We start from the raw sequence: 24,669 nt of genomic DNA, 5'->3' as shown, positions 1-24,669 counted from the left end.
ATGAAAGTATTATGGAATGAAGAAATTGTCGATGAATCAGAAGTAAAGATTGATATAGAAGATCGCGGTTATCAATTTGGTGACGGTATTTACGAAGTGATTCGGATTTATGATGGGTATATGTATATGGAAAAGGAGCATTTGGACCGTCTTTGGGTCAGTGCTGAAAAAATTCGCATGACACTTCCATTTACAAGAGAAGAATTAAGTCAGCGTCTGCATCGCCTAGCACAAGAAGTTGGACTTGAAAATGCTCGAGTTTATTTTCAAGTAACACGTGGTACAGCAAAACCGCGACTACATGATTTTCCCAATCCGAAAGAAGTTCAACCGGTTTTGATGGCTGACATTCAACCTGCGTCTCGCCCAAGTGCGAAACAGAATATCGGTATTCGCGCTGGTTTTGTAGAAGATAAACGCTGGCTGCGTTGCGACATCAAATCCATCAGCTTATTAGGCAATATCATGGCCTTAGATGAAGCACAGCAAAAAGGCTATGACGAAGCAGTTTTAGTACGCGATGGCATTGTAACGGAAGCATCAGCTTCAAATTTGTGGATGGTGAAAGACGAAGTGCTTTATACCCATCCAGACGGGAATCTTGTTTTACCAGGAATCGCAAAAATTAAAATTCGGGAATTGGTAAAAGCTTTAGGTATCGAATTGAAAGAAGAAGCATTCACTGAAAAAGAGCTACTTGCGGCAGACGAATGTTTTAAAACGAGTTCAGTAGCCGAAATCATGCCAATCATTGAAATCGATAATCAAACAATTGGTGATGGGACGCCAGGGAAAGTGACGAAAAAGCTTCTTAACGCGTATATCGAGTCAGTGAATTTAGCGGTTCAGGCGCATCGTGATGAAAAATAATCAAAGAAGAACATACATGCCCTTGACGAAGCGACTTTCCCCGACTAAAATAGGAAATACGTTTAAAATGCTAGGGGAGGGCCTTGGGAATGGAGTTTCAGTTGGATAGTGACTGGCGTGTGCAGCCGATCAAAGGTGATACGGGAAAAACGTATATCGGCTATCGTGACGAAGATCGCGTCTTCATTAAACGAAATACCACCCCAATGTTGGCGGCTTTATCTCGTGAAGGAATCGCACCAAAACTTGTTTGGATCAAACGAACAGGAAATGGTGATACACTGACTGCTCAAGAATGGTTGGATGGTCGAATTCTTGAGCCAGAAGAAATTCCGCGTCGAAATGACGTGGTTGATGTATTATATCATCTACATCACTCGCCATCATTGAAAGTGATGTTAAAAAAAATGGGTGGACGTCAAGTGTCACCACAACAACTATTAGCTGATTATGAGGCGAATTTGCCGACAATGATCGAGCAAAATGGTTTTATTGAATTAGTGTATGATTATTTGAAAAAAAACATCCCAACCTACGCTAAAAAGAATTACACTGTTGTTCATGGGGATGTAAATCATCGGAACTGGTTGGTTTGTTCTAACTATTTATATCTAGTTGACTGGGATTCGGTGATGTTCGCTGATCCAGCATTAGATATTGGTACGATTTTAGGAAACTATGTACCATTATCCAGCTGGAGTAAATGGCTCGTCCGCTATGGGATTCGCCCGACGGATGAAAATATGGAACGAGTATACTGGTATGGCTTAATGAGCTTGCTGCTAGAGATCGCTCGTCAGTATAAACGAGAAGAATATCATCATATGAATCAATCAATCTTACAATTAAAACGAATTTTTGCTGGAAGCTGAACGTCTTGTTCAGCTTTTTGTAAGTTCAATTAACGGATGAATAAAATAGGTTTGTTCATGGAAATACTGTTATTAATTTTATTTTAAAAGAACTTTTTGGAGGAAAACAATGCGCGTTAGAAACCGTCCGGGGGCTGCAGAAATGCTGGCTGCCCGTCCTGAATATGTTGTACAAGAACCAGAAGCGTGGAAAGGCCGCTGGTCTGAACGTTTCGGTAATGATCATCCGATCCATATTGAAATCGGTATGGGGAAAGGTCAATTCATCACTGGAATGGCTGCTGCACATCCTGAAATCAATTATATTGGAATTGAGATGCAAGTGAGTGTGATTTCTATCGCACTAGATAAATTAGTTGAAGCAGAATTGCCAAATTTACAATTATTGCATGTTGATGGGTCGGAGCTGACAAATTATTTTGCTGATAGTGAAGTTGATCAAATATATTTGAACTTCTCTGATCCATGGCCAAAGAAAAAACATGAGAAGCGACGTTTAACTTCACCAAGCTTCTTAGCAGTAGATGAGGAAATTTTACGACCTGCTGGTGAGATTCATTTTAAAACTGACAATCAAGGATTGTTCGAATACTCACTGAGTAGTTTTTCAAAATACGGTATGACATTGGAACAAGTTTGGTTAGACTTGCATGAAAGTAATTATGAAGGAAATATTATGACCGAATATGAAGAAAAATTTTCAAGCAAAGGACAGCGAATTTACCGAGTGGAAGCCCGTTTTAAAGACAAAACAAAATAATTGCTACAAGAAGATGAACTTTTTTTGGTTTATCTTCTTTTTTTTTGAAGAATTGAAAATGTTCTGCGTATATTATTTTCGAGGTGAAAGGAATGGAGATTGAACAGTTTTCAGACGAATTGATCCAATATGGTTTCGATCATCAAATGCAGGATTTATATTTATTACCTCAAGGTGAAAAGTACCGCTACTTTTTTCGGAGAGGTCCCTTCTATGAACATAAAAACTCGACTCTATCCTATGTTAATAATGAAATGTGTGTGGTTTCTGCCCTGCAGTTGATCAATCGTTTCAAATTTTTGGGTCAAATGGATGTCAGTGAAAAACGAAAAGCTCAGCTTGGTGCGATCTCCTACCCCTTGCCTCATGGTGAACAACGGTTACGTCTTTCGACTGTTGGAAATTATTTACAACAAGAAAGTTTAGTTATTCGTTTTCTGCATCAATTTGGTCGCAGTCCCGAAGTATATCATTTACCAGAGCAAATTGAAATTCTCCAGCAACACACAAAAAAACGTGGTTTATACCTATTTTGTGGTCCCGTAGGTTCAGGGAAAACAACCTTAATGTATAAATTGGCACGAGAGATGGATGGTCAAGTGATCACGATTGAAGATCCTGTAGAGATTGAAGAAGCAGATTTTTTGCAGTTACAAGTAAACGAAAAAATTTATCAGAGTTACGATGAACTGATTAAGTTGTCTTTACGACATCATCCCGATGTTTTAATAATCGGGGAGATTCGTGATACGAAAACGATTCAAGGAGCGATCAGAGCTGCTCTGACTGGTCATTGTGTGTATGCAACAATCCATGCGGCCAGCCTAGAGTCTGCCCATGCGAGGATTTTTGAACTGGGTGGGGAAGCCACACTGCTCAAAGAATGTTTACAGGGAATTGTTTATCAGGAACTGTTGTCAGTAAATGAAACGGTAGGGTTATTGACTAGTTATCGATTTTATAAAGAGGAAGTACATTTTACTTGGAAAGAAGGGTTAAATCGTGTGGCGCAAAAAGCAAATGACGAGAAAACAACGAGTTGACTTTGTTCATCTATTAGGAGATCTCTTGCAAAATGGTTTTAGTTTGCAGCAGGCGTTTGCTTTTTTTATCAATGCCAATCTTTTTGCACCGTCTATTTTGGAAGCCGTTCAACAAGATTTACATCAGGGAAAAAGTTTGGCACTAAGCTTTACCCAACTGCGGTATTCGAATGACCAGCTCTTACAAATCGAATTAGCGGAGACTCATGGGGATTTGGCCCAAACGCTATTAGGAATCGCTGAACAAATGCGCTTAGTTCAACGTCAGCGAGAAAATTTTCTAAAAGCTGTATCCTATCCGCTGCTTTTACTCGTTTTCTTAATCGTAATTCTTTTAGGTATGCGTTTTTTCTTACTTCCCCAGCTATTGACCAGCGGAATGATCCGTGCAGAAGACTTTTCTGTACAGTTAATAAAAGCAGTTCCTATGATTGGATTAGGAATAATTCTTTTTTTGGTCTTACTGATGCTCAGCTGGAGGAATTGGGGAAAGCGGCATAATTATATAGTTCGCTTTCGTTTCTTGGCGAAAATTCCACTTGTAGGAACATTGTTCAGCAATTACTATTCAGCTTATTTCGCATTGGAATGGGGCAAGCTTTTTCAACAAGGTTTAGAACTGAATCAGATTATTGAATGTTTGTTGGTAATTGATGGAAAATCATTGATGCAAGAGCTTGCTGCTGATTTAAAAATCCGTTTAGCGCAAGGCAATACTTTAGCAGCAGAATTAGGACGTTATCCTTTTTTGACTAAAGAATTCAGTCGAATTGTGTTTCAGGGAGAGGCTCGCGGAAATTTAGCAAAGGAGCTATTAACTTATAGTCAATTAGTTTGGCGTCGTTTTTTTAATCAATTAGAATTTTTGGTTTCATGGTTGCAGCCGCTTGTCTTTCTAATTGTTGCACTTTTGATTGTCAGCTTGTATTTAACAATGCTGCTGCCTTTAACAAATTTGGAGGGGATACTGTGAAGAAGAAGCTTTCAGGTTTTACTTTGTTGGAAATGTTAGTTGTTTTATTTATTATTAGTCTGCTGTTGCTGTTATTTGTACCCAAACTAATGAGTCAAAAAGAAAGCGCAACCAATAAAAGCGATGCTGCTATTGTCAAAGTTGTTGAGACACAAATTGAAGTCTTTGAACTGGATTATGGACGTAAGCCAGAGGAAGGTGAATTAGTCAGTAAAGGTTATGTTAGTGAAGACCAGTATAATAAATATGTACAAAAGAAATAAATTTAGCGGCTTCACCTTAATCGAGACGTTGATTGTTTTAGCTTTGGTTTGTGCTTTTGTATTGTTGCCGACGATTGCTATCAAAAGCTGGCAGCATCAATTGGAAAAAAAATTTTTCTATTATCAATTTGAAAAATCTACTTTGCACTTGCAGCAAGTGGCTATTGCAGATCATCAAAGAACTCGAATTAGTCTTAATAGCAGTTCCCAATTAATTGATTTCTATACCAATCATACCGAATTATCATGGAGAATATTGCCCGTTCCAAAATCAATTAAATTAGGTAGCAGATATTCGATCTATTTTAAAGCTGGCAGTGGTAATGTTTCTACTGATCAGCCTGGAAATGGAAATATTCCAAAGGTTGTTTTTACCGATGAAGGAAAAGTTATCACCTATCAGTTTCAGATGGGAAGTGGTCGTTTTGAAAGGAAATAAAGGATATATTCTATTAGAGAGCTTGGTCAGTTTAACAATTTTATTGATTATTGTAGCTAGTTATGTCGGCGTTACCGTACAAATGCAAAAAGAAAGTCGCCAACGGTTAGCTACTCTTGAAAATTATCGTGATTTATACACTGAGACAAGACGATGCCGTTTACATTCTCTGGAATTGCACAGTTCACAAATGGAGATTTCCATGGGAAAGGGGATAGCTATACACCAGCAAGGAGGAATCGTGATTGTCAAAAAGTAGCGGCTTCACCTTGTTAGAAAGTTTAGTGGCACTTTTGATGCTTAGTGGTATTTTATTGTTGTTGTCTGGTTTGATTAAACATGCGAATAAAATGGAACAAGCCATCAGCGGTTACCATCAATTAGAATGGGAAGTGTTTTTGCTTCAATTAGACAATGAGTTGGAGGAAGTTAACTATTTGTCTAGTACAACACATGAAATTAATGGAGAAGTGGAAAACGCGGAAGGAGAAATAGTTGCTGTAACAATTAAGAAAAATAAGCAGCGGATTGTAAAAAGCCAATCCAATGGTTTTCAACCATTATTGACAGGAGTGAATCAATTTGTGTGCAAAGAAAATAATCATGGTGTGGATTTCATCGTTACCTTCGTTGATGGAAAGAAGAAAGAAGGAACATGGATCTTTAAATAGCCAAGGCGGAGTGCTGTTGTCCGTCTTATTGGCTATTTTTTTATTCAGTTTTTTGCTGCTAAATTTAACAACAAGTTATCATCAAACAGCTGATCTGGTGGAGCGTACTGAACACTTATATCAGGCTAAAATTGCAAAAGAACTATTTTTAGCCGACTATCCGAAATTAAAAGAAAAAGAGGGTGTGTGGGAGTTCAATAAGGGGGAGCTGTCATACGAAACTGAGGAAGATTATGTGAGAATTGATGTGAAAATTAAAAAGAAAACATATCAATTTTGTGAAAAAATTAGCACATCTAATTCATCTGACTGATATAGTTCGTGGTATCCCGTTGATGAGGGGGAATATCTTGTAAAAGATACATTAGGTTGAATTAGAAAATCAATAATAAAAGAAAGAAAGCGATTGATTAATTACAATATGTTCGCTAAAATAGAACAGGTATCGTGAGTGTTATATTAGTTTGTGAGGTGCAAGATGAATCCAGAAAAAATTGAAACAGCTTTTTCTTTGATGGAAGAAGCGATCATCGCATTGCAGCATTCACTAGGAACTTCTTTTTTTGACGCTTACATCGAAAATACGGAGAACTTAGTTGACAATGCAAAAGTACGCGTGCTTGATCAACAACCTGATGCTGATACTGTCACAAAAGTAGAAGCATTGTATCAAAAATTAATAGGATTAGAGCTTGAGCAAGAAGATTGGCGTAAATTAACGCAATTGATTTTGCTTAAGGGTTCAAAAACGGAAAGCTTACAGCCAAACCATCAATTGACGCCAGATAGTATCGGCTTTTTATTTGTTTTTCTAATTGAACAATTAACGTTAAAAAAGAATCAACCATTAGAAATTTTAGATATTACTGTTGGTATGGGAAATCTATTACTGACGGTGTTGATCAATTTACAGGCAGCAGATTATTCAGTTAAGGGAATCGGTGTGGATAATGATGAGACACTTCTTGCTATTGCAGCTTCAAATAGCTTATTGATGAAGGAAGAAATCAAATTATTCCATCAAGATAGTTTACAGGACTTGTTAATCGATCCAGTTGATTATGTGATCGGTGATCTTCCCGTAGGTTATTATCCAAATGATCAGCAAGCGGAGAAGTTTGCGACTCATTCTGAAAAAGAACACAGCTATGCTCATCATTTATTGATGGAGCAAGCCATGAATTATGTGAAGCCTGAGGGTTTTGGTCTTTTCTTAGTACCAAGTAATTTTTTAGAAACTGAACAGGGACCGTTACTGCAAAAATGGTTAAAAGATGAAGTGCTATTGCAAGGAATCATCCAATTACCAGATGAATTATTTAAGTCTGAGCATTCACGGAAGAGTATTCTACTGTTACAGAAAAAAGGTGAAACGGCTGAACAAGCAGAAAAAGTATTGCTCGTTCATCTTCCATCATTAAAAGATCCAAAACAAGTAACCGAATTCTTCAAAAAATTCGAGGACTGGAAGTCTTCTAATTTATAAACTGCTCGTAGGAGCTAAAAGCATTTCAATTATAAAGGAGAGTTAAAATGTCAAAAACAATTGCAATCAATGCAGGTAGTTCAAGTCTAAAATGGCAACTTTATCAAATGCCTGAGGAATCAGTAATCGCTAAAGGAATCGTTGAACGGATCGGCTTGAATGATTCAATCTTTACCATCAAATATGGCGATGGAGAAAAATTTGAACAAATTTTAGATATCAAAGATCATGAAGTTGCGGTTCAAATGCTATTAGACCAATTAATCGAACTAAAAATTATCACATCATTTGATGAGATTACCGGTGTGGGACACCGTGTAGTAGCTGGCGGTGAATATTTTAAGGATTCTGTTTTGATTGATGATGAGGTCTTGGGAAAAATCGAAGAACTAAGTGAATTCGCACCGTTGCACAATCCAGCAAATGCAATGGGAATCAAGGCTTTCCGTCATATTTTGCCAAATGTAACAAGTGTGGCTGTTTTTGACACTTCTTTCCATTCAACAATGCCGGCAACGAACTATTTGTATAGTATTCCTAAAGAGTATTATGATAAGTATTCTGCTCGTAAATATGGTTTCCACGGAACTAGTCACCGTTATGTTTCAGAACGTGCGGCTGAATTACTTGGCAAACCGATTGAAGAAACGAAGATTATTACTGCCCACATTGGTAATGGCGGTTCTGTTACTGCTGTTGAAGGTGGAAAATCAGTTGATACATCTATGGGCTTCACGCCGTTAGCAGGGTTGACGATGGGAACACGTGCTGGGGACATTGATGCTTCGTTGCTTCCATATCTAATGGAAAAAGCAGGAATCAAGGATATCAACGAGATGATTGATGTATTGAACAAAAAATCAGGTGTTTTAGGGTTAACAGGTATTTCAAGTGATATGCGCGACATCGAAAATGGTGCTGACGAAGGCAATGAAGAAGCTATTTTAGCTTTGGATATTTATTGTGATCGTATTCGTAAATATATCGCTCAATACATTTCAGTAATGAACGGTGTCGATGCTATTGTTTTCACCGCGGGTGTTGGTGAAAATGCTGATCCTGTTCGCCGTATGGTTTTAGAAAATATGACTTGGTTCGGTATTGAAATCGACGAAGAAATCAATAAGAGCATTCATGGAAAAGAAGCGGAACTTTCAACTGAAAATTCTCGCGTAAAAGTATACGTGATTCCAACTGACGAAGAAGTAATGATCGCTCGTGACGTTGAGCGCTTAAGTAAATAACCAATGAAGCCTTTGCCAAAAATGGTGAAGGCTTTTTGTATAGAAAGAATAAATTTTAGGCAGGTAAGGGGATTTTCGATGAAGAAATCTGAAAGCATAATTTTGTTGTATTAGAACAAAACTATGCTATTTTTTTGTGCTAAACTTTTTATGAAAGTGAGAGTGACTTTTTATGAGTGAAAAGAGAAATATCGAGCGTTCGATTCAAGAATATGTCCCTGGGAAACAGGTCACGCTTGCTCATTTGATCCCCCATGCTAATGAAGAAGTTTTTGAAAAATTAGGACTGGAGCATTCGGGTGACGCCATTGGTATTTTGACGATTACACCGAGTGAGGCATCAATTATTGGTGCAGATATTGCCAAGAAATCAGGAAATGTCTCTATTGGTTTTATGGATCGCTTTAGTGGAGCTGTCGTGATTATCGGAGAAGTATCCTCAGTCGAATTTGCCTTAAAACAAGTGACGAATTCACTTGCAGCAATCTTGAATTTTGATGTTGCAGAAATTACTAGGACTTAATGATGAAACGAGTCATTTTAATTGGAGAAACTGGATCAGGTAAAACAACCCTTATGCAGCTTTTGAATGAATGGGAGATCAAGTATCATAAGACGCAGCAAGTATACTTTACAGATAATGTGATTGATACACCAGGCGAGTTTTTGGAAAATCGTTTCTATTATAATGCGTTAGTCAGTTCGGCGGTTGGCGCGGATTGCATCGCGCTTGTTCAGAGTATTACGAATCGTCAGAATTATTTTCCACCTTGCTTTTCATCACGTTTTACTAAACCGATGATTGGAATCATTACGAAAACAGATTTGAATCATGATCAAGCAGATTTAGATTTATCAGAAAAACGATTACGATTGGCGGGGGCGAAGAAAGTTTTTTCTTTGTCTACTGTTAACCAAGAAGGTGTTTCTGCTTTAAAAAACTTTTTATTAACAAAAGATTTTTGACAGCGAATACATTCTGCGGTACCATGAGTGTGTGAATAATTGAATAAGAGCATTTGGAATAGGGAACAAGGTGCGAATCCTTGACAGACCCTTTCTACTGTATACGCAGACAAAATCTCAAATGGCCACTTTCGGGAAGGCGAGATGGAGGATGAAGCGAAGTCAGGATACCTGTCCTTTTGCTGAGATAATTGTATTGGGAGAATTATTTCACCTTTAAATAGTCAATTGATGTTTATTTGGTGAGGTGTCTTCCATAGATACCTCACCTTTTTTGCGTGATCCACTTCTCACAGGTTTTATAGAGAAAAGAGAAATCTTAATTTAGAACAAATGATTGATAATGATGCGGATGTATTCACCTGTATATGAAAATAAGCTCAGTTTTAAAACGAATTTCCTTACAGTAGAACTAGCTGCTCCAATATAAAAAAACAGCCGTACTACGACTGTTTAGATTCCTTATTTTATTTTTCGATAATTGACAGGTGTCATACCAACAAGCTCTTTGAATATTTTGCAGAAGTAGCTAGTTTGTGAATAGCCGATATTTTGTGAGATAGACTTAATACTTAAATTAGATTGTGTCAAAAGAACTTTTGCCTGCTCAATTCTTTGTTGATTCAAATAGGTAATAAAACTGACACCGATCTCTTTTTTGAATAAACGACTGAAATAAAACTGGCTGAGATAAACATGGTTAGCAACATCTTCGAGCGTCAAATTTGTTGTTAAATTCGTATCAATATATGAAATAGCTTTACGGATTTCATCATTTTTCGAAATTATAGAATCTTTAGCTTCTTTTTTACTTGGATGAAAGTTAAATTTAATTTGTTCACGAGGATCAGAATCGTTAAAGTGGTAGTCGCCAATTGTTTTGAGTAAAGCAGCCGCGGATTCAATTTGGGTAGTACTGACTGTTTTTACTTTTCCTCTAGCTTGACGTAGTTCAGGAGAAGTTTCCCAATGGGTGACAATCGGATGGATACGAGTATATGGGTTTTTGTCATCATCAGTAATCTCTACCTGACCGAAAAGAGCAAATCCAATTAATTGATTATTGCTGATGATAGGTAATGAAATGTCAGTAAGACCAGCATGACAACGATAGATACAGGGATCACCATTTTTTGACGCCTCTAAACCGCCAAACGCATCGCATTTTTGACAAAGGGATTTGAATTCTGGATTAGAGCGCATCAACTGGCAAAAGGGAGAAAAATTATAAAGATCAGAAGTCTCCTTTCCGTGTATATCAACAAGGACGGAACCAAAATCTGCCGCAAGTGCGAAATCCTGAATTGTTTTGGAAAGTTGCAAAGAACTGTGGGAATTCAATGTACTAATATTTTCCATGTAAGCGCCTCCTAGTCATCTACCATTTTACCAGAACATATTTTTAATTTAAATCTTGTTTATACCAATAACATTATTTTGACCAGCAGAAGACAAAATATTGCTATTTTTTGAACTTAATTGACCCCTGATTAAGGTTTATTTAGTAATGTCTTGACACTAATCTGCAACAAAATTTTAACATTCGAATTAATCCGACAAAAAGATAGGACAAATTTGTTCTATCTTTTTTGGCTCTAAGTCAAATCGTGTTGTTCTCATTAAATCACTGAAAGGAAATGCTTCGGCGTTTCCTTTTTTCTTTTTGTTTTTTTGCTCAAATAATGTCGCAAAGATTCTGTTGAATCAGAATTCGCATACGAAGGTGGCGAAAGGTTCTAAAACCAAATGCCACTCTCTTGATCACTTTAATCAGTTATTCTTCCCTCAAGTTTCCCGTTTGAATAAGGGTATTTTAACGCATTGATAATCGCTTGCTTGTGTTTGTTTAAGTAAAGAATCGCTTTTTTAAATGCTGGATCAAGTAACGCCGGTAAGTGATCAATGCATTCGTAAAATCCTTTATAATCTTTGGCATCGAAGGCATCTAACAAATTCTGATACACATCATAGCTTGTCCGTAAGTGCTCGTCAATTGATAATAAATAATCCAATACTTCCGATTCTGTCAGGTATTTCCGTTGGAAAAGCGGGTATTGTTTAAGCGAAGAATAATTGATTTTTCTATTTTTCTTCAGAATGGTTCGCCAATATTTCTTAAGCTTGCGATACTTTTTCATGGCTTGCGGGTCGCTCTTTTTCAAGTGATTCATGGTTTTTATCCGTTGCTTATTAAATGCACGATTAAGTTGTTGGATCACATGAAATCGATCAATGGAAATCCGAGCATTTGGGAAAACGACCTTTGTCACAGACTCATAGCCCGCATTCATATCCATCACGACATGAGAAACGTTTTTCCGAGCGTGATAAGTAAAGCGCATGAAATAGGCGATCAGCTTGAAGCTTCTTCGATCCTCTAAAATATCAAAGATTTTCCCCGTGTCCGCGTCACTGAGAATAAAACACATGGCGCCCTGACAGTCCTTAGTTCCTTTGAATTCATCAATCAATAGATGTTTGGGTAAGTAATTGGGCTTCAGTCGTGGTTCTTCAAAAAAAGAATCCAAGACCCGTTCGACCGTTTTAGCGGAAACCAAGTAACGTTGAGCGATATCTTTCATCGAAATTTTCTTCTTTAAATCAACAGCGATCGCAAACTTGAGCGCTTGGGAGAGATAACAGTTTTCTGCGACATAATAGGTTTTAGCTGAAAAGGTATGGTGACACTGTTTACAATAAAACCGTTGTTTATAGAGATGAAGATAGGTAGACACCTCTTGATAAGGGAGTAATTGAATCCAGCTATCTTTGTAGCCATGATGGATGACGGAGTCGTAGCCGCAACACTCACACCGAGGAGACGGATAGCTCAGTCGACCAGTAAAGACGGTGGCCATTCTGTCATGGACTTTTTCTTTTGAAACGGCGTCTTTAGAAAAAGTAATGTTGGAATCGTGAATATTTAGGATTTGTTTGATGGTTTTGTCTAGGCAATTATCTTTATATTTGATATTCTTAATACTGGACATTTGGTTCGCCTCCTATGATTGGGTTCAGCGATTTAATTATAGGACAACCAAATGTCTTTTTGTATAAAAAAATACTTGGTGTTCTCACTCAGAAAGAGTAACAACACCAAATATTATAGAACCTCTTTTTTGTTTATCATTATAAATGTAAGTGTTATCAAAATAATTAGGAGGAATGTTTTATGCCACAAGAAGCGCTAGGAATGATTGAAACTAGGGGGTTGATCGGTGCTATCGAAGCAGCTGATGCAATGGTAAAAGCTGCAAATGTTTCCTTGGTTGGAACGGAAAAAATTGGTTCTGGATTAGTCACTGTGATGGTACGAGGAGATGTAGGTGCGGTTAAAGCAGCTGTTGATGCAGGTGTTTCTGCGGCTGACGCGGTAGGGGAAGTTGTTTCTAATTATGTTATTCCACGTCCACATACTGAAGTTGAAGGCTTGCTCCCTAAGTCAGAATAGAAAGGGTGGGATAGCTGATGGCAAACACTGATCAAAAGATCGAAGAGATCATGAAACGCGTGCTCGCAAAAATGGAAACAGGAAATGAGATGAAAAACACTAACGGAGGAGATCGAAAAATGATTGAAAAGCAATGTGCGTTAACTGAATTTGTAGGAGCAACAGAGTTTGGAGACACAATTGGGTTAGTAATTGCTAACGTCGATTCATCTTTATTAGAAACAATGAAATTAGAGAAAAAATATCGTTCAATCGGAATTGTTGGTGCTCGTACTGGTGCCGGACCTCATATTATGGCTGCTGATGAAGCAGTGAAAGCGACAAATACAGAAGTAATCCTAATTGAAATGCCTCGAGATACAAAAGGCGGAGCTGGTCATGGATCAATCGTGATCTTCGGTGGCGACGATGTATCGGATGTGAAGCGTGCGGTAGAAGTTACTTTGAAGGAAGTTGATACACGCACATTTGGTGATGTATATGGAAACGAAGCTGGTCATATCGAGTGTCAATATACGGCACGTGCTAGTTACGCATGCAATAAAGTATTTGGCGCTCCAGTTGGAAAAGCATTTGGTATTTTAGTGGGTGCACCTGCCGCAATTGGTGTTGTTATGGCTGATACGGCGTTAAAATCTGCAAATGTTGACGTAGTTTCTTACGCAACACCGCAAAATGGACAAAGCTTCTCAAATGAGGTAACGATGACAATTACAGGCGATTCTGGTGCTGTACGTCAAGCAATTATTTCAGCACGCGACATCGGTTGCCAATTATTGGGAACAATGGGAAGTACGCCTAAAAATGATCAACCATCATACATTTAAGAGTGGGAGTGAAAAATAGATGAAATCAAAACGATTTGAAGAACTAGAAAAAAGACCGGTCAATCAAGATGGTTTCGTAGATGAATGGGTAGAAGAAGGTTTAATTGCAATGCAAAGCCCGAACGACCCTAAGCCAAGTATCAAGATCGTCAATGGTGAAGTTGTTGAGCTTGACGGAAAAGACAAAGCGGATTTTGACTTGATCGATTCTTACATTGCGCAATATGGAATCGATTTGACTCGTGCGGAAGAAGTAATGAATATTCCTTCTAAAGAGTTAGCGAATAAAATCGTCGATCCAAACATTTCTCGTGAAGAAATCGTTCAATTAACCACAGCAGCTACACCTGGGAAATTGAATGAAGTTGTCGGCTATATGAATGTTGTTGAAATGATGATGGCGGTTCAAAAAATGCGTGCCCGTCGTCGTCCTACGACGCAATCTCACGTAACCAACGTTCGAGACAATCCAGTTCAGATTGCTGCTGATGCGGCTGAAGGGGCGTTGCGCGGATTTGATGAACAGGAAACAACAGTTGCCGTAGCTCGTTATGCACCATTTAATGCAGTGGCAATCATGGTTGGTTCACAAACTGGACGTCCAGGTGTATTAACTCAATGTTCATTAGAAGAAGCAACAGAGCTTGATTTAGGGATGCGCGGATTCACTGCTTATGCTGAAACAATCTCTGTATATGGTACAGAACAAGTATTTACCGATGGGGACGATACACCTTGGTCTAAAGGCTTCTTGGCCTCTTGTTACGCATCTCGCGGATTGAAAATGCGCTTTACTTCTGGAACAGGCTCAGAAGTACAGATGGGATATGCTGAAGGCAAATCAATGCTGTACCTTGAAACACGCTGTATTTTCTTAACAAAAGCTGCCGGAGTTCAAGGACTACAAAATGGTTCAATTAGTTGTATTGGTGTTCCAGGAGCGGTTCCTTCAGGAATTCGTGCAATTTTAGCAGAAAACTTAATTGCTATGTTGCTTGACTTAGAAGTTGCTTCAGGAAATGACCAAACCTTCTCACATTCGGATATTCGTAGAACCGCTCGTTTGCTGATGCAGTTCTTACCAGGAACAGACTTCATTTCATCTGGTTATTCTGCAACACCAAACTATGACAATATGTTTGCAGGTTCAAACTTCGATGCAGATGATTTCGATGATTACAATATCATTCAACGTGACTTGAGAGTGGATGGCGGATTACGACCAGTTAGCGAAGAAGACGTGGTTGCCGTTCGTAATAAAGCAGCAAGAGCGTTGCAGGGCTTGTTTGACAAGTTGGGCTTGCCAACGATCACGGATGAAGAAGTGGAAGCAGCAACTTATGCTCGCGGATCACAAGACATGCCGGAACGTGACATGGTTCAAGATATTAAAGCAGCACAAGAATTATTAACGCAAGGTGCAACTGGTTTGGATCTGGTAAAAGGATTATCAGAAAGTGGTTTCGAAGATGTAGCGACCAGCTTGCTCAATCTATTGAAACAACGTGTGGCTGGAGATTTCTTACAAACTTCTTCAATATTTGATGCGGATTGGAATGTAATCTCTGCTGTCAATGACAAGAATGATTATGCTGGACCAGGAACCGGATATCGACTTGATGGTTCAGAATGGGAAAAAGTAAAAGCAATCCCTAAAGCAATCAATCCGAAAGATATTTAAGGAGGAGTAAAAATGACAGAACTAAATGAAAATCTTTTACGCTCCATCATCAAAGAAGTTCTAACTGAAATGGAAGCGAACACAGGAGATCAACCAGTTGCGTTTGAAAAACAAGCAAAGACAGAGCCTGCCGCATCATCCGATTGGTTTAAATCTGTCGGTGTTGCCCAACCAGGAAACTCTCAGGATGAAGTAGTTATTGCAGTGGCACCAGCATTTGCAGAATCACAAACAACTAATATTCTTGGTGTCCCTCACAAAGAAATTTTGAAGCAAGTAATTGCCGGAATTGAAGAAGAAGGATTGAAAGCACGGGTTGTTAAGGTATATCGTACTTCGGATGTGGCTTTTGCCGGTGTTGAAGGTGACAAATTATCTGGTTCAGGTGTTTGTGTGGCAATTCAATCAAAGGGAACGTCCATCATTCACCAAAAAGATTTGCAGCCGTTATCAAATCTAGAGCTTTTCCCACAAGCTCCGCTAATCACTTTAGAAACTTATCGGGCAATGGGGAAAAATGCTGCAAAGTATGCTAAGGGTGAATCGCCAAATCCGGTACCGATGATGAATGATCAAATGGCTCGTCCAAAATATCAAGCATTGTCAGCATTGCTTCATATTAAAGAAACGAAACACGTTGTAATCGGAAAACCAGCAGAAGAAATTTCTGTAACTTTATAGTGAGGTGACTAGAATGAATGAGCAATCTATCGAAAGTTTGGTTCGAGGAATCTTAAAAGATATGAATAACGGTGCAGGAAGTGCAGCACCTGAAACATCAGTAAGTTCTGGATCAGCAACTGTAGCTGATTATCCAATCGCAAAAAATCATCCTGATTGGATCAAAACAAAAACAGGTAAAACATTAGATGATATTACATTGGAAAATGTTTTGAATGGCTCTTTGACGCCGGATGATTTGAAAATTACCCCACGTATTTTAAAAGCACAAGGTGAAATTGCTACAAGTGCAGGGAGAAAAACGATCTCAAATAACTTTGATCGTGCGTCTGAATTGACGGCTGTTCCTGATGCTCGCGTATTGGAAATGTATAATGCGTTACGACCTTACCGTTCAAGTAAACAAGAATTGTTAGATATTGCGAACGAATTAGAAACGCAATACAGTGCAAAAATCAGTGCTGCTTATGTTCGCGAAGCAGCAGAACATTATGAAAAACGGAAAAAACTAAAAGGTGATAACTAATTTCTAGTTCGGAATTTCAGGAAGAGGAGCAATGAGTGATGAAACGTGTAATTGGGATTGACATTGGAAATTCCTCAACTGAAGTTGCTTTAGTTGAAATTGATAACCATCAACAAGTCCGATTCCTAGAATCAGCAATTGCGGAGACGACTGGAATAAAAGGAACAAAGAAAAATTTATTTGGTATCTATAAGGCGATCAATGAGGCTTGCGCTAAAAATCATTTAAAGATCGAAGAAATCGATTTGATTCGGATCAATGAGGCGACACCGGTTATTGGTGATGTAGCGATGGAAACAATCACAGAAACAATCATTACAGAATCAACCATGATCGGTCATAATCCCAAAACACCAGGTGGTTTAGGACTAGGGGTTGGGACAACACTTCGCTTTGAAGAACTTGAAAAAAGCGGCAAGCGTGACACGCCCTACATTTTGATTATTGAAAAATCCTTTGACTTCGATGATGTAGCACGTCAAATTAATCAATTTGTGGCAAGTGGCTATCTGATTACTGCTGCAATTATGCAATCTGATGACGGCGTTTTAGTGAACAATCGCTTGGATAAAAAAATACCGATTGTCGATGAAGTTTCGTATATCGATAAAGTTCCTGTCAATATGCTGGCAGCAGTTGAGGTGGCTGAGACAGGTCGGGGTGTTTCTCAATTGTCAAATCCGTATGGAATTGCCACTGTCTTTGATCTTGATTCAGAGGCAACTAAAAATATCGTCCCAGTTGCCCGGGCCTTAATCGGAAATCGTTCGGCAGTTGTCATAAAAACACCAAAAGGCGATGTCAAAGATCGGACTATTCCTGCTGGAAAAATCGAAATTACTGGTGGAAATCGGCGAAATACTGTGGGGATTTCAGCTGGAGCTGAAAAAATCATGGAAACTGTATCAGCGTTTGAAGTGATCGATAACGTGACTGGTGAACCGGGCACGAATGTTGGCGGCATGCTGGAGAAAGTTCGTTTAACCATGGCTGAGTTAACCGATCGACCAGTGAATCAAATCTTTATTCAAGATCTGCTTGCTGTCGATACCTTTGTTCCAATTAGTGTCAAAGGCGGATTAGCTGGGGAATTTTCGATGGAGCAGGCGGTAGGGATCGCTTCAATGGTCAAATCGGATCATTTGCAGATGTCAAAAATCGCTGATGCGATCCAGCAGGATTTAGGGATCAAGGTTGAGATCGGCGGCGCGGAGGCGGAAGCAGCAATTTTAGGTGCACTAACGACACCAGGAACATCAGCTCCGTTAGCCATTTTGGATTTAGGTGCCGGGTCGACCGATGCTTCTATTATTAAAAAAGATGAGAGAATCGTAGCCACTCATTTGGCTGGCGCCGGCGATATGGTAACGATGTTGATTCAATCGGAACTAGGTTTAGAGGATGTTTATCTAGCTGAGGATATCAAAAAATATCCTCTGGCAAAGGTTGAAAATATCTTCTATATTCGTCATGAGGATGGCTCCGTTCAATTCTTTGATCAACCATTGGATCCGTCCTTATTTGCTAAGGTCGTCGTGGTAACACCTGATGGTTATGTTCCGATTCCAGGCGATGATTCCATTGAAAAAATCCGCTTGGTTCGGCAGACAGCAAAAGAACGAGTCTTTGTAACGAACGCGTTACGAGCATTGCGAAGAGTTAGTCCAACGGGAAGCATTCGTGATATTCCATTTGTGGTTATTGTCGGCGGATCGGCTTTAGATTTTGAAGTACCCCAGATTGTAACCAATGCACTCTCTCATTACGGATTGGTCGCAGGTCGCGGAAACATTCGACAAATTGAGGGACCGCGAAATGCTGTGGCAACCGGATTGATTCTTTCATATTTGAGGGAGGGGTTCGATGGAGCTTGAGCTAAATGTTCGTCCTGTAGTCTTGATTTATCATGATAATAGGTCATCGACTGAGGATATTCAATTTGTTCTCTATGGTATGGAAGAAGAAAAAATCCCTTATAGCTTAGAACAAAAGAATTTTTCAACAGCGACAGAGGCTGCTTATGTTGCGGCAAATACCTCATCGTTAAATGTTGGAATTGGCTATGTAAACAATGAAGTCGTTCTTCATTATAAAAATTTGGCACCAGAAACTCCTTATCAATCGATTCAACGAGTTGTAACTTGTCCACCATTGATTTTAAAAAACTTTGGTGGGAATGCGGCACGTTTAGTAAAGGGTGTGCCATTCAAATCAATTGATCCAATGGAGGTGAAAGCATGAAACAAGCAATTGGCTTAGTTGAAGTAACAGGCCTAGCTAGTGCAATCGAAGTATCAGATACAATGGTCAAGGTGGCAAATGTAGAGCTCTTGGGTGTTGAAAAAGCGAAAGGTTTCGGTTGGATGACCGTTAAAGTGGCTGGAGATGTTGGGGCGGTTAAGGCAGCAGTTGATGCTGGTAAAGCCAAAGCGGTCCAAAATAATGTGTATCTTTCTTCACTGGTTATTCCTCGTCCAGCAAACAACTTAGAAGACTTCTTCTTTAAAAAGGAAGAAAAACAAGCGGATATTCCTGCTGAGAGTTTAGAAAAAACAGAAGCAGTGATCGAGTCGGTTGAGGAAAAACCACAACCGATTGAAAAAGTGGAAATTGCAGAGACGATTAAAGAAGAACCAGTGAAAGAAGTTCCAATAGAAAAAGCTCCAATAGAAGAACCGCTTAAGAAAGATCCGGTAGAAGAGAAACTAATCAGAAAAGAACCGATCAAGGATCAGCCCAAGAAGAAAAAGAATCCACCTAAAGGATCGAAAAAAGCTTCAGATTCGAAAAAGAAAAAGTAATTACAGACGTTAATGTGATATCTGTCCAACGGTGCACAGATTTACAGAAGAAGATGCAAACACTTATCGTAATTGATAAAAAGTTTTCACTAGTTTAGTTGGATGATAGACGAATTTAGGAGGAATAGACATGAATGATGCATTAGGAATGATCGAAACAAAAGGCCTAGTTGGTGCTGTTGAAGCAGCCGATGCTATGGTTAAGGCAGCGAATGTAACATTAGTAGGAACAGAGAAAATCGGTTCTGGCTTAGTTACTGTGATGGTTCGCGGAGATGTTGGAGCAGTTAAAGCAGCAGTAGATGCTGGCTGTGCAGCTGCTGAAAAGGTTGGGGAAGTGGTTTCCGTTCACGTAATCCCAAGACCGCATCGTGATGTCGATGACATTTTAGTACCTAAGGTAGGCAATGAATAATTACAGCATTGAGGAAATTAGAAAAATTGTTCGTGAAGTGTTATTGGAGATGCAAGCAGAAACATTTCCAATTGGCATCTCTAACCGACACATACATTTAACGGAAGAACACTTTACTATTCTATTTCCTAATGAAACACTCGAGCCTTTGAAGCCTTTGAAACAGCCGGGGGAATTTGCCGCAAAGCAAACCGTGACTTTGGTTGGGCCGAAGGGGGAAATTCGGAAAGTTCGAATTTTGGGACCATTGAGAAAACGATCACAGGTTGAAATTTCTAAAACAGATGCACGAAATTTAGGAGTTCAACCACCAATTCGCTTATCAGGAAATTTGGATGATGCGGTTGAGATTACGTTGCGCAGTGAGGCGGCAGAAGTTACTATTCCAGCGGCAATCGTGGCGAAACGTCACATCCATTTGAATGATCAGGATATGGAACGAATGGGCTTAAAGCAGGGCCAAGTGGTTTCAGTCGAAATTTTTGAAGGATCGCGAAAAACGATTTTCAATGATGTTGAATTGCGGCCAGGAAAGAATTTTGTTTTAGAAATGCACGTAGATACAGATGAAGCAAATGCTGCAGATATTCAGCCAAATACACGAGGACGGATTATTAAAGAATAATCCAAAGGAGGAAGTATGGAATCAATCGAAAAAGCCAATCAATTATTAACCTCTTTTCATGAACTTGTGAATACGAAGCAAGCGCAGGAGTTTGATCCTGAAGATGGCTATAAAGTTGGGATCGATTTGGGTACTTCCTCTATTGTGTTGGTTGTTTTAGATGGGAAGAATCGACCAGTTTTTGGAGCCTTCGAATATGCAGACGTTATTCGCGATGGATTAGTCGTTGATTACCAAAAGTCTGTTCAAATCGTCAATCGTTTGCGGGAACAAGCCGAGGAAACACTAGGTTTTGCCTTGAAAGCAGCGTCGGGAGCGATTCCGCCGGGAACGGTTGGGAACAATAAGCGGGTGGTGGCTAATGTCATCGAAAGTGCGAATATGTTAGCTGATCAGCTAGTTGATGAACCAACAGCGGCGGCATTAGTTTTAAATGTCGATGAAGGAGCTGTGGTAGATGTTGGCGGCGGAACAACGGGCATTAGTATTTTTGAAAATGGACAGCCGATCATTGTAGAAGACGAGCCCACTGGGGGAACGCACATGACCTTAGTGATTGCTGGGAATAATCGAATTTCGATCGAAGAGGCAGAGAAAATTAAACGTGATCCTGCTCGTGACCGAGAGAACTTCATTATTTGCCGTCCAGTTATTCAGCGTATGGCGAACATTACCGCAAATGTTTTACGAAAACATCCAACGGAACCTATCTATGTAGTCGGCGGCGCTTCTTACCTATCTGAATTTGAAAAGGAATTTTCAAATTATTTAAATCAAACAGTATTTAAACCGAAATATCCTCAATTTGTAACACCAATTGGAATTGCGATGTCTTCTTCGCCAATCGTTGATTGAGCAAGAAGCGATAGCAGTATCCAATTGAACAGAAACGATATCTGCACTAAGAATTGGGAGTAAGAATATGGACGAGTTAGTTGAGCGTATTATTTCAATCATCAATCAGCGAGAACACAATACCTTATTTCTTTCTTGTCGTACCCCTTCCCAGATAAATCAAGGAATTAAAGGCTTTTTATACAATAAGCAGATTCATTTGAGTGAAGTAGATGTCCTATTTCTAGAGCGGTTCATAAAAAAAGACAGTGACGATCCTTTAGTGAGGTGGCTGTATCAAAGCTATAACTATGATTGTCACCTGACGTTTGAACTGGCTTTTTCAAACACGGATTTGATTCCAAATGAATTATTCAACGAATGCAGTGTGACATTGCTTAACAATCAAGGCAAACAATATTTTCAATTTCCCAAAAAAGTGATTACCTACCAACAAGTAGCGATGCTGACGCAGGAGGATATTCTGCTTTTGGCATCCAATCAACTCATTACAGATTTGGCGAGGGAGCGATTGCAGGAAAAGAAAGTCATTGTTGTAGAAAGGAGTTCACCCTATGCTGATGGCAAAAGTAGTTGGAAGTGTAGTTTCGACCCAAAAAGATGAAACATTGGTTGGAAAGAAATTGATGATTATTCAACCGATTAACGCTGAGCGACAGGATATTCGTTTCCAACAGGTGGCGGCGGATACAGTAGGGGCTGGCATTGGCGATTACGTCTTATTGACCAGCGGATCTTCTGCCAGAAAACTGTTTTCGACTCCTTCAGATGCTGTTGATTATGCAATCGTTGGAATTATTGACACGTTTGATTTTTAGGGAGCTGAGGAAAGTATATGGCGATTTATACAAAAACGGGAGATAAAGGAACAACAAGCCTTTTTGATGGAACACGAGTAGAAAAATCAGATTTGCGCGTGGATACTTATGGAACGTTTGATGAATGTTGTGCTCAAGTCAGTGTCGCTCAGAAATTGGCGAAGGATTCAGAAACGATTGAACACTTAGAATGGGTCCAGCATAAACTATTCCAATTAAACGCAGAAATTGCAACAAAACAAGATATGGCAAAGCTGGAAGCGAAAAGTACGTTGGTTGGAGAAAATGACATCCACCAAATGGAAGCGTGGATCGATCAGTATACTAAGCGTTTACCAGAATTGCATAGTTTTATTTTACCGGGCCAAACACTGTCAGCTGCTCAGTTACATGTTGCTCGAGCTGTTTGTCGGCGGGGCGAACGATTGCTGACAGAGCTGTCCAAGTCTGTTGATATCCGGGAAGAGGTACGAAAATTTGTTAATCGCCTATCTGATTGCCTGTATATCTTTGCTCGTATGGAAGATCAATGTGAGACTGAAAAACAGCTGATTAATGAGATCCTGCGTCGTTACCTTGAACAAAGTGGATCACAAATAGAAGCGAGTAATTTAGATAAAAATTATGCGATCTTTCAAGCCTGCGAAGCACAAGCATTAAAATTGGGCGTCCCAGTCTCAATGGCGTTAGTCGATAAGGCAGGACACCTGTTCAGCTTTTATCGAATGGCTGGTGCGTTGCTGGTTAGCGAAAATTTAGCACAGAAAAAAGCCTACTCAGCTGTTGCGATGAAGACCGACACGCACAAGCTAAGTGAACTGGTTCAGCCAGCAGCGGATCTTTATCAGCTGGAAGCATTGACTGACGGACAAATCGTCACGTTTGGCGGTGGATATGTAATCAGAGATGCAGCAGGTGAAGTGATGGGCGGCTTAGGAATCAGCGGCGGTGCGGTCGAGGAAGATATGGCGATTGCTCAAAAAGGTTTAGAGAAGTTGAAGGAGATTTGACATGCGTGAAGAAGAAATAAAAGAAGTCATCAAAAAAATTCTTCAGGAAGCTCAAGCAACAACATCTCCTATGAAGGAATTTGGTGTTTTTGAGACAGTTGAAGAAGCGATTCATGCGGCAAAATTTGCCCAAGAATGTTATGAGAATCAAACCCTAGAAACAAGAAGAAAAGTGATCGAGGCAATTCGCAATGGCATGCGGCCATACGTTGAAAAAATTGCTCGCGATACATTAGAAGAAACTGGAATGGGGCGATACGAGGATAAGGTCCAAAAGCTGCAGTTAGCGATCAATAAAACTCCAGGTGTGGAAGATCTGCGAACGGAAGCATTAACTGGTGATAACGGGATGACCCTGTACGAGTTATCTCCTTACGGTGTTGTTGGAGCTGTGACCCCTAGTACGAATCCAGCCGAAACCCTAATCTGTAACGCAATCGGTATGTTAGCGGCAGGAAATGCGATCTATTTTAGTGTCCATCCAGGGGCCAAAAGGGTTTCTCGCTGGGTCGTTAGCAAAATGAATGAGCTGATTTATGAGGCTTGTGGGATTCAAAATCTAATTGTGACGATTACTGAACCTTCGATCGAAGCTGCAAAAGAAATGATGGAGCATCCGGATGTACCGTTGCTGGCGATTACAGGTGGACCAGGTGTAGTACGGCAAGCGATGAGAAGTGGAAAGAAAGTCATTGCAGCAGGTGAAGGAAATCCACCATCGCTAGTTGACGAGACAGCAAATATCGAAAAAGCTGCAAAGGACATTGTTATTGGTGCATCGTTTGACAATAATATTTTGTGTACGGCTGAAAAGAGTGTGGTTGTTGTGGACCAGGTAGCGGATTATTTAATTCTACAGATGGAGAAAAATGGTGCCTATCTAGTTCAAGATGAAGCGGTCATTCAAAAAATGATAGATATGACTATCATGGAGAATGGAGCCCCTAGCCGGAAATTTATCGGAAAAGATGCTAACTATATTTTAGCTGAAGCCGGGATCAAAGTAGATTTTGACGTTCGGGTCATCATTTTGCGGGCGGATAAAATTCATCCGTTTGTAGTGAAGGAAATGCTGATGCCGATTCTGCCAGTCGTTACCGTCAGCGATTTTGACGAAGGATTAACGACTGCACTGCAAATTGAGAATCGACGCCATCATACAGCGACAATGCATTCTCAAAATGTCGGTCGGATGAATATTGCAGCGAAGAAATTTCAAACATCGATTTTTGTTAAGAATGGTTCATCATTTGCCGGTTTAGGCTTTGGCGGTGAAGGACCAACGACCTTTACGATCGCAACGCCGACTGGAGAATGTACCACCTCCGCTCGTGATTTTGCTCGTAAACGACGTTGTGTGTTAACTGATGGATTCTCAATACGATAAAGGAG

The 24,669-nt window shown here is 39.6% G+C and carries 30 protein-coding genes, 1 pseudogene and 1 riboswitch; of the genes and pseudogenes, 29 read left to right on the top strand and 2 right to left on the bottom strand.

Translation table 11 applies throughout. The annotated features are described in order from the left end of the window. From dat to AUF14_RS09155, 14 genes are all read left to right on the top strand, one after another. A complete protein-coding gene (dat, locus tag AUF14_RS09220; protein WP_049219794.1) occupies positions 1–870 on the top strand; it encodes a D-amino-acid transaminase in 870 nt (289 codons plus the stop codon). Between the two features lie 89 nt (positions 871–959). Continuing rightward, positions 960–1,742 (top strand): phosphotransferase family protein, encoded by a 783-nt coding sequence (locus AUF14_RS09215; protein WP_016181440.1) that lies wholly within the window; start codon positions 960–962, stop codon positions 1,740–1,742. A 109-nt stretch (positions 1,743–1,851) separates the two neighbouring features. Next, the gene (gene trmB / locus AUF14_RS09210) at positions 1,852–2,502 is read left to right on the top strand and encodes a tRNA (guanosine(46)-N7)-methyltransferase TrmB (protein ID WP_016181441.1); all 651 of its coding nucleotides are present in this window, start codon (positions 1,852–1,854) and stop codon (positions 2,500–2,502) included. Positions 2,503–2,594: 92 nt separating this feature from the next. Continuing rightward, positions 2,595–3,545 carry a competence type IV pilus ATPase ComGA gene (gene comGA, locus AUF14_RS09205; RefSeq protein ID WP_049219793.1) on the top strand — a complete coding sequence of 317 codons (951 nt, stop codon included), beginning with the start codon at positions 2,595–2,597 and terminating at the stop codon, positions 3,543–3,545. Next, positions 3,505–4,518 carry a competence type IV pilus assembly protein ComGB gene (gene comGB, locus AUF14_RS09200; RefSeq protein WP_049219792.1) on the top strand — a complete coding sequence of 338 codons (1,014 nt, stop codon included), beginning with the start codon at positions 3,505–3,507 and terminating at the stop codon, positions 4,516–4,518. Before comGA ends, comGB begins: the two co-directional genes overlap by 41 nt. After that, positions 4,515–4,781, top strand: coding sequence for a competence type IV pilus major pilin ComGC (gene comGC, locus AUF14_RS09195; RefSeq protein ID WP_016181444.1), 267 nt, complete (start codon positions 4,515–4,517; stop codon positions 4,779–4,781). The genes comGB and comGC overlap by 4 nt, the downstream gene beginning before the upstream one ends. Next, entirely contained in the window at positions 4,765–5,220 is a 456-nt protein-coding gene (gene comGD, locus AUF14_RS09190; protein ID WP_049219791.1) for a competence type IV pilus minor pilin ComGD, read from the top strand. The genes comGC and comGD overlap by 17 nt, the downstream gene beginning before the upstream one ends. Beyond that, positions 5,198–5,479: a competence type IV pilus minor pilin ComGE gene (comGE, locus tag AUF14_RS09185; RefSeq protein ID WP_225844328.1), complete on the top strand. Its 282-nt coding sequence runs from the start codon at positions 5,198–5,200 to the stop codon at positions 5,477–5,479. The genes comGD and comGE overlap by 23 nt, the downstream gene beginning before the upstream one ends. Beyond that, a complete protein-coding gene (gene comGF, locus AUF14_RS09180) occupies positions 5,466–5,891 on the top strand; it encodes a competence type IV pilus minor pilin ComGF (RefSeq protein WP_048718834.1) in 426 nt (141 codons plus the stop codon). The genes comGE and comGF overlap by 14 nt, the downstream gene beginning before the upstream one ends. After that, positions 5,854–6,204, top strand: a complete 351-nt coding sequence (gene comGG / locus AUF14_RS09175) for a competence type IV pilus minor pilin ComGG (RefSeq protein ID WP_225844327.1) — start codon at positions 5,854–5,856, stop codon at positions 6,202–6,204. Before comGF ends, comGG begins: the two co-directional genes overlap by 38 nt. Positions 6,205–6,369: 165 nt before the next feature. Then, complete coding sequence (locus tag AUF14_RS09170; protein ID WP_048718836.1) at positions 6,370–7,377, top strand: class I SAM-dependent methyltransferase; 1,008 nt, start codon at positions 6,370–6,372, stop codon at positions 7,375–7,377. Positions 7,378–7,424: 47 nt separating this feature from the next. Further along, positions 7,425–8,621 (top strand): acetate kinase, encoded by a 1,197-nt coding sequence (locus tag AUF14_RS09165; RefSeq protein WP_049219789.1) that lies wholly within the window; start codon positions 7,425–7,427, stop codon positions 8,619–8,621. Between the two features lie 172 nt (positions 8,622–8,793). Then, the gene (locus AUF14_RS09160; protein ID WP_016181451.1) at positions 8,794–9,144 is read left to right on the top strand and encodes a BMC domain-containing protein; all 351 of its coding nucleotides are present in this window, start codon (positions 8,794–8,796) and stop codon (positions 9,142–9,144) included. After that, on the top strand, positions 9,144–9,587 hold the full coding sequence (locus tag AUF14_RS09155; RefSeq protein WP_225844326.1) for a EutP/PduV family microcompartment system protein: 444 nt from the start codon (positions 9,144–9,146) through the stop codon (positions 9,585–9,587). The genes AUF14_RS09160 and AUF14_RS09155 overlap by 1 nt, the downstream gene beginning before the upstream one ends. 16 nt (positions 9,588–9,603) lie before the next feature. Further along, positions 9,604–9,780: riboswitch (cobalamin riboswitch) on the top strand. A 269-nt stretch (positions 9,781–10,049) separates the two neighbouring features. On the opposite strand, the gene AUF14_RS09150 is transcribed toward AUF14_RS09155, so the two are convergent. Both AUF14_RS09150 and AUF14_RS09145 read right to left on the bottom strand, forming a co-directional pair. Beyond that, positions 10,050–10,946 (bottom strand): PocR ligand-binding domain-containing protein, encoded by an 897-nt coding sequence (locus tag AUF14_RS09150; RefSeq protein ID WP_016181453.1) that lies wholly within the window; start codon positions 10,944–10,946, stop codon positions 10,050–10,052. A 316-nt stretch (positions 10,947–11,262) separates the two neighbouring features. Further along, positions 11,263–12,577: pseudogene (locus AUF14_RS09145) on the bottom strand (ISL3 family transposase). 182 nt (positions 12,578–12,759) lie between these two features. Here AUF14_RS09145 and AUF14_RS09140 point away from each other — a divergent pair. The 15 genes from AUF14_RS09140 to AUF14_RS09070 all read left to right on the top strand — a co-directional run bounded on the left by AUF14_RS09140 (position 12,760) and on the right by AUF14_RS09070 (position 24,664). Further along, positions 12,760–13,038, top strand: coding sequence for a BMC domain-containing protein (locus AUF14_RS09140; protein WP_016181454.1), 279 nt, complete (start codon positions 12,760–12,762; stop codon positions 13,036–13,038). A gap of 17 nt (positions 13,039–13,055) precedes the next feature. After that, positions 13,056–13,865: a propanediol utilization microcompartment protein PduB gene (gene pduB / locus AUF14_RS09135; RefSeq protein ID WP_016181455.1), complete on the top strand. Its 810-nt coding sequence runs from the start codon at positions 13,056–13,058 to the stop codon at positions 13,863–13,865. Between the two features lie 19 nt (positions 13,866–13,884). After that, a complete protein-coding gene (locus tag AUF14_RS09130; RefSeq protein WP_049219787.1) occupies positions 13,885–15,546 on the top strand; it encodes a propanediol/glycerol family dehydratase large subunit in 1,662 nt (553 codons plus the stop codon). 12 nt (positions 15,547–15,558) lie between these two features. Continuing rightward, positions 15,559–16,227, top strand: a complete 669-nt coding sequence (locus tag AUF14_RS09125; RefSeq protein WP_016181457.1) for a propanediol/glycerol family dehydratase medium subunit — start codon at positions 15,559–15,561, stop codon at positions 16,225–16,227. A 13-nt stretch (positions 16,228–16,240) separates the two neighbouring features. Next, positions 16,241–16,753, top strand: a complete 513-nt coding sequence (locus AUF14_RS09120; protein WP_016181458.1) for a diol dehydratase small subunit — start codon at positions 16,241–16,243, stop codon at positions 16,751–16,753. Between the two features lie 38 nt (positions 16,754–16,791). Continuing rightward, entirely contained in the window at positions 16,792–18,627 is a 1,836-nt protein-coding gene (locus AUF14_RS09115) for a diol dehydratase reactivase subunit alpha (protein ID WP_102866010.1), read from the top strand. Next, positions 18,617–18,994 (top strand): glycerol dehydratase reactivase beta/small subunit family protein, encoded by a 378-nt coding sequence (locus AUF14_RS09110; RefSeq protein ID WP_049219786.1) that lies wholly within the window; start codon positions 18,617–18,619, stop codon positions 18,992–18,994. Before AUF14_RS09115 ends, AUF14_RS09110 begins: the two co-directional genes overlap by 11 nt. Beyond that, entirely contained in the window at positions 18,991–19,554 is a 564-nt protein-coding gene (locus tag AUF14_RS23225) for a BMC domain-containing protein (protein WP_049219785.1), read from the top strand. Before AUF14_RS09110 ends, AUF14_RS23225 begins: the two co-directional genes overlap by 4 nt. 130 nt (positions 19,555–19,684) lie before the next feature. Beyond that, on the top strand, positions 19,685–19,969 hold the full coding sequence (locus tag AUF14_RS09100) for a BMC domain-containing protein (RefSeq protein ID WP_016181462.1): 285 nt from the start codon (positions 19,685–19,687) through the stop codon (positions 19,967–19,969). Next, the gene (locus tag AUF14_RS09095) at positions 19,962–20,594 is read left to right on the top strand and encodes a phosphate propanoyltransferase (protein ID WP_016181463.1); all 633 of its coding nucleotides are present in this window, start codon (positions 19,962–19,964) and stop codon (positions 20,592–20,594) included. The genes AUF14_RS09100 and AUF14_RS09095 overlap by 8 nt, the downstream gene beginning before the upstream one ends. A 15-nt stretch (positions 20,595–20,609) precedes the next feature. Then, positions 20,610–21,449: an ethanolamine utilization protein EutJ gene (gene eutJ / locus AUF14_RS09090; protein ID WP_016181464.1), complete on the top strand. Its 840-nt coding sequence runs from the start codon at positions 20,610–20,612 to the stop codon at positions 21,447–21,449. 67 nt (positions 21,450–21,516) lie between these two features. Further along, a complete protein-coding gene (gene pduM, locus AUF14_RS09085) occupies positions 21,517–22,053 on the top strand; it encodes a PduM family microcompartment protein (RefSeq protein ID WP_016181465.1) in 537 nt (178 codons plus the stop codon). Beyond that, positions 22,004–22,267 (top strand): EutN/CcmL family microcompartment protein, encoded by a 264-nt coding sequence (locus AUF14_RS09080; protein WP_016181466.1) that lies wholly within the window; start codon positions 22,004–22,006, stop codon positions 22,265–22,267. Before pduM ends, AUF14_RS09080 begins: the two co-directional genes overlap by 50 nt. Positions 22,268–22,284: 17 nt before the next feature. Next, positions 22,285–23,277 (top strand): cob(I)yrinic acid a,c-diamide adenosyltransferase, encoded by a 993-nt coding sequence (locus tag AUF14_RS09075; protein ID WP_049219784.1) that lies wholly within the window; start codon positions 22,285–22,287, stop codon positions 23,275–23,277. Position 23,278: 1 nt separating this feature from the next. Next, on the top strand, positions 23,279–24,664 hold the full coding sequence (locus AUF14_RS09070; RefSeq protein ID WP_016181468.1) for an aldehyde dehydrogenase family protein: 1,386 nt from the start codon (positions 23,279–23,281) through the stop codon (positions 24,662–24,664). The last annotated feature ends 5 nt before the right edge of the window (positions 24,665–24,669 follow it).

The sequence above is a fragment of the Enterococcus avium genome (genome assembly GCF_002891025.1).
GTDB classification, from domain to species: Bacteria; Bacillota; Bacilli; order Lactobacillales; family Enterococcaceae; genus Enterococcus_A; species Enterococcus_A avium.
This window is presented reverse-complemented; position numbering and strand designations above follow the sequence as displayed.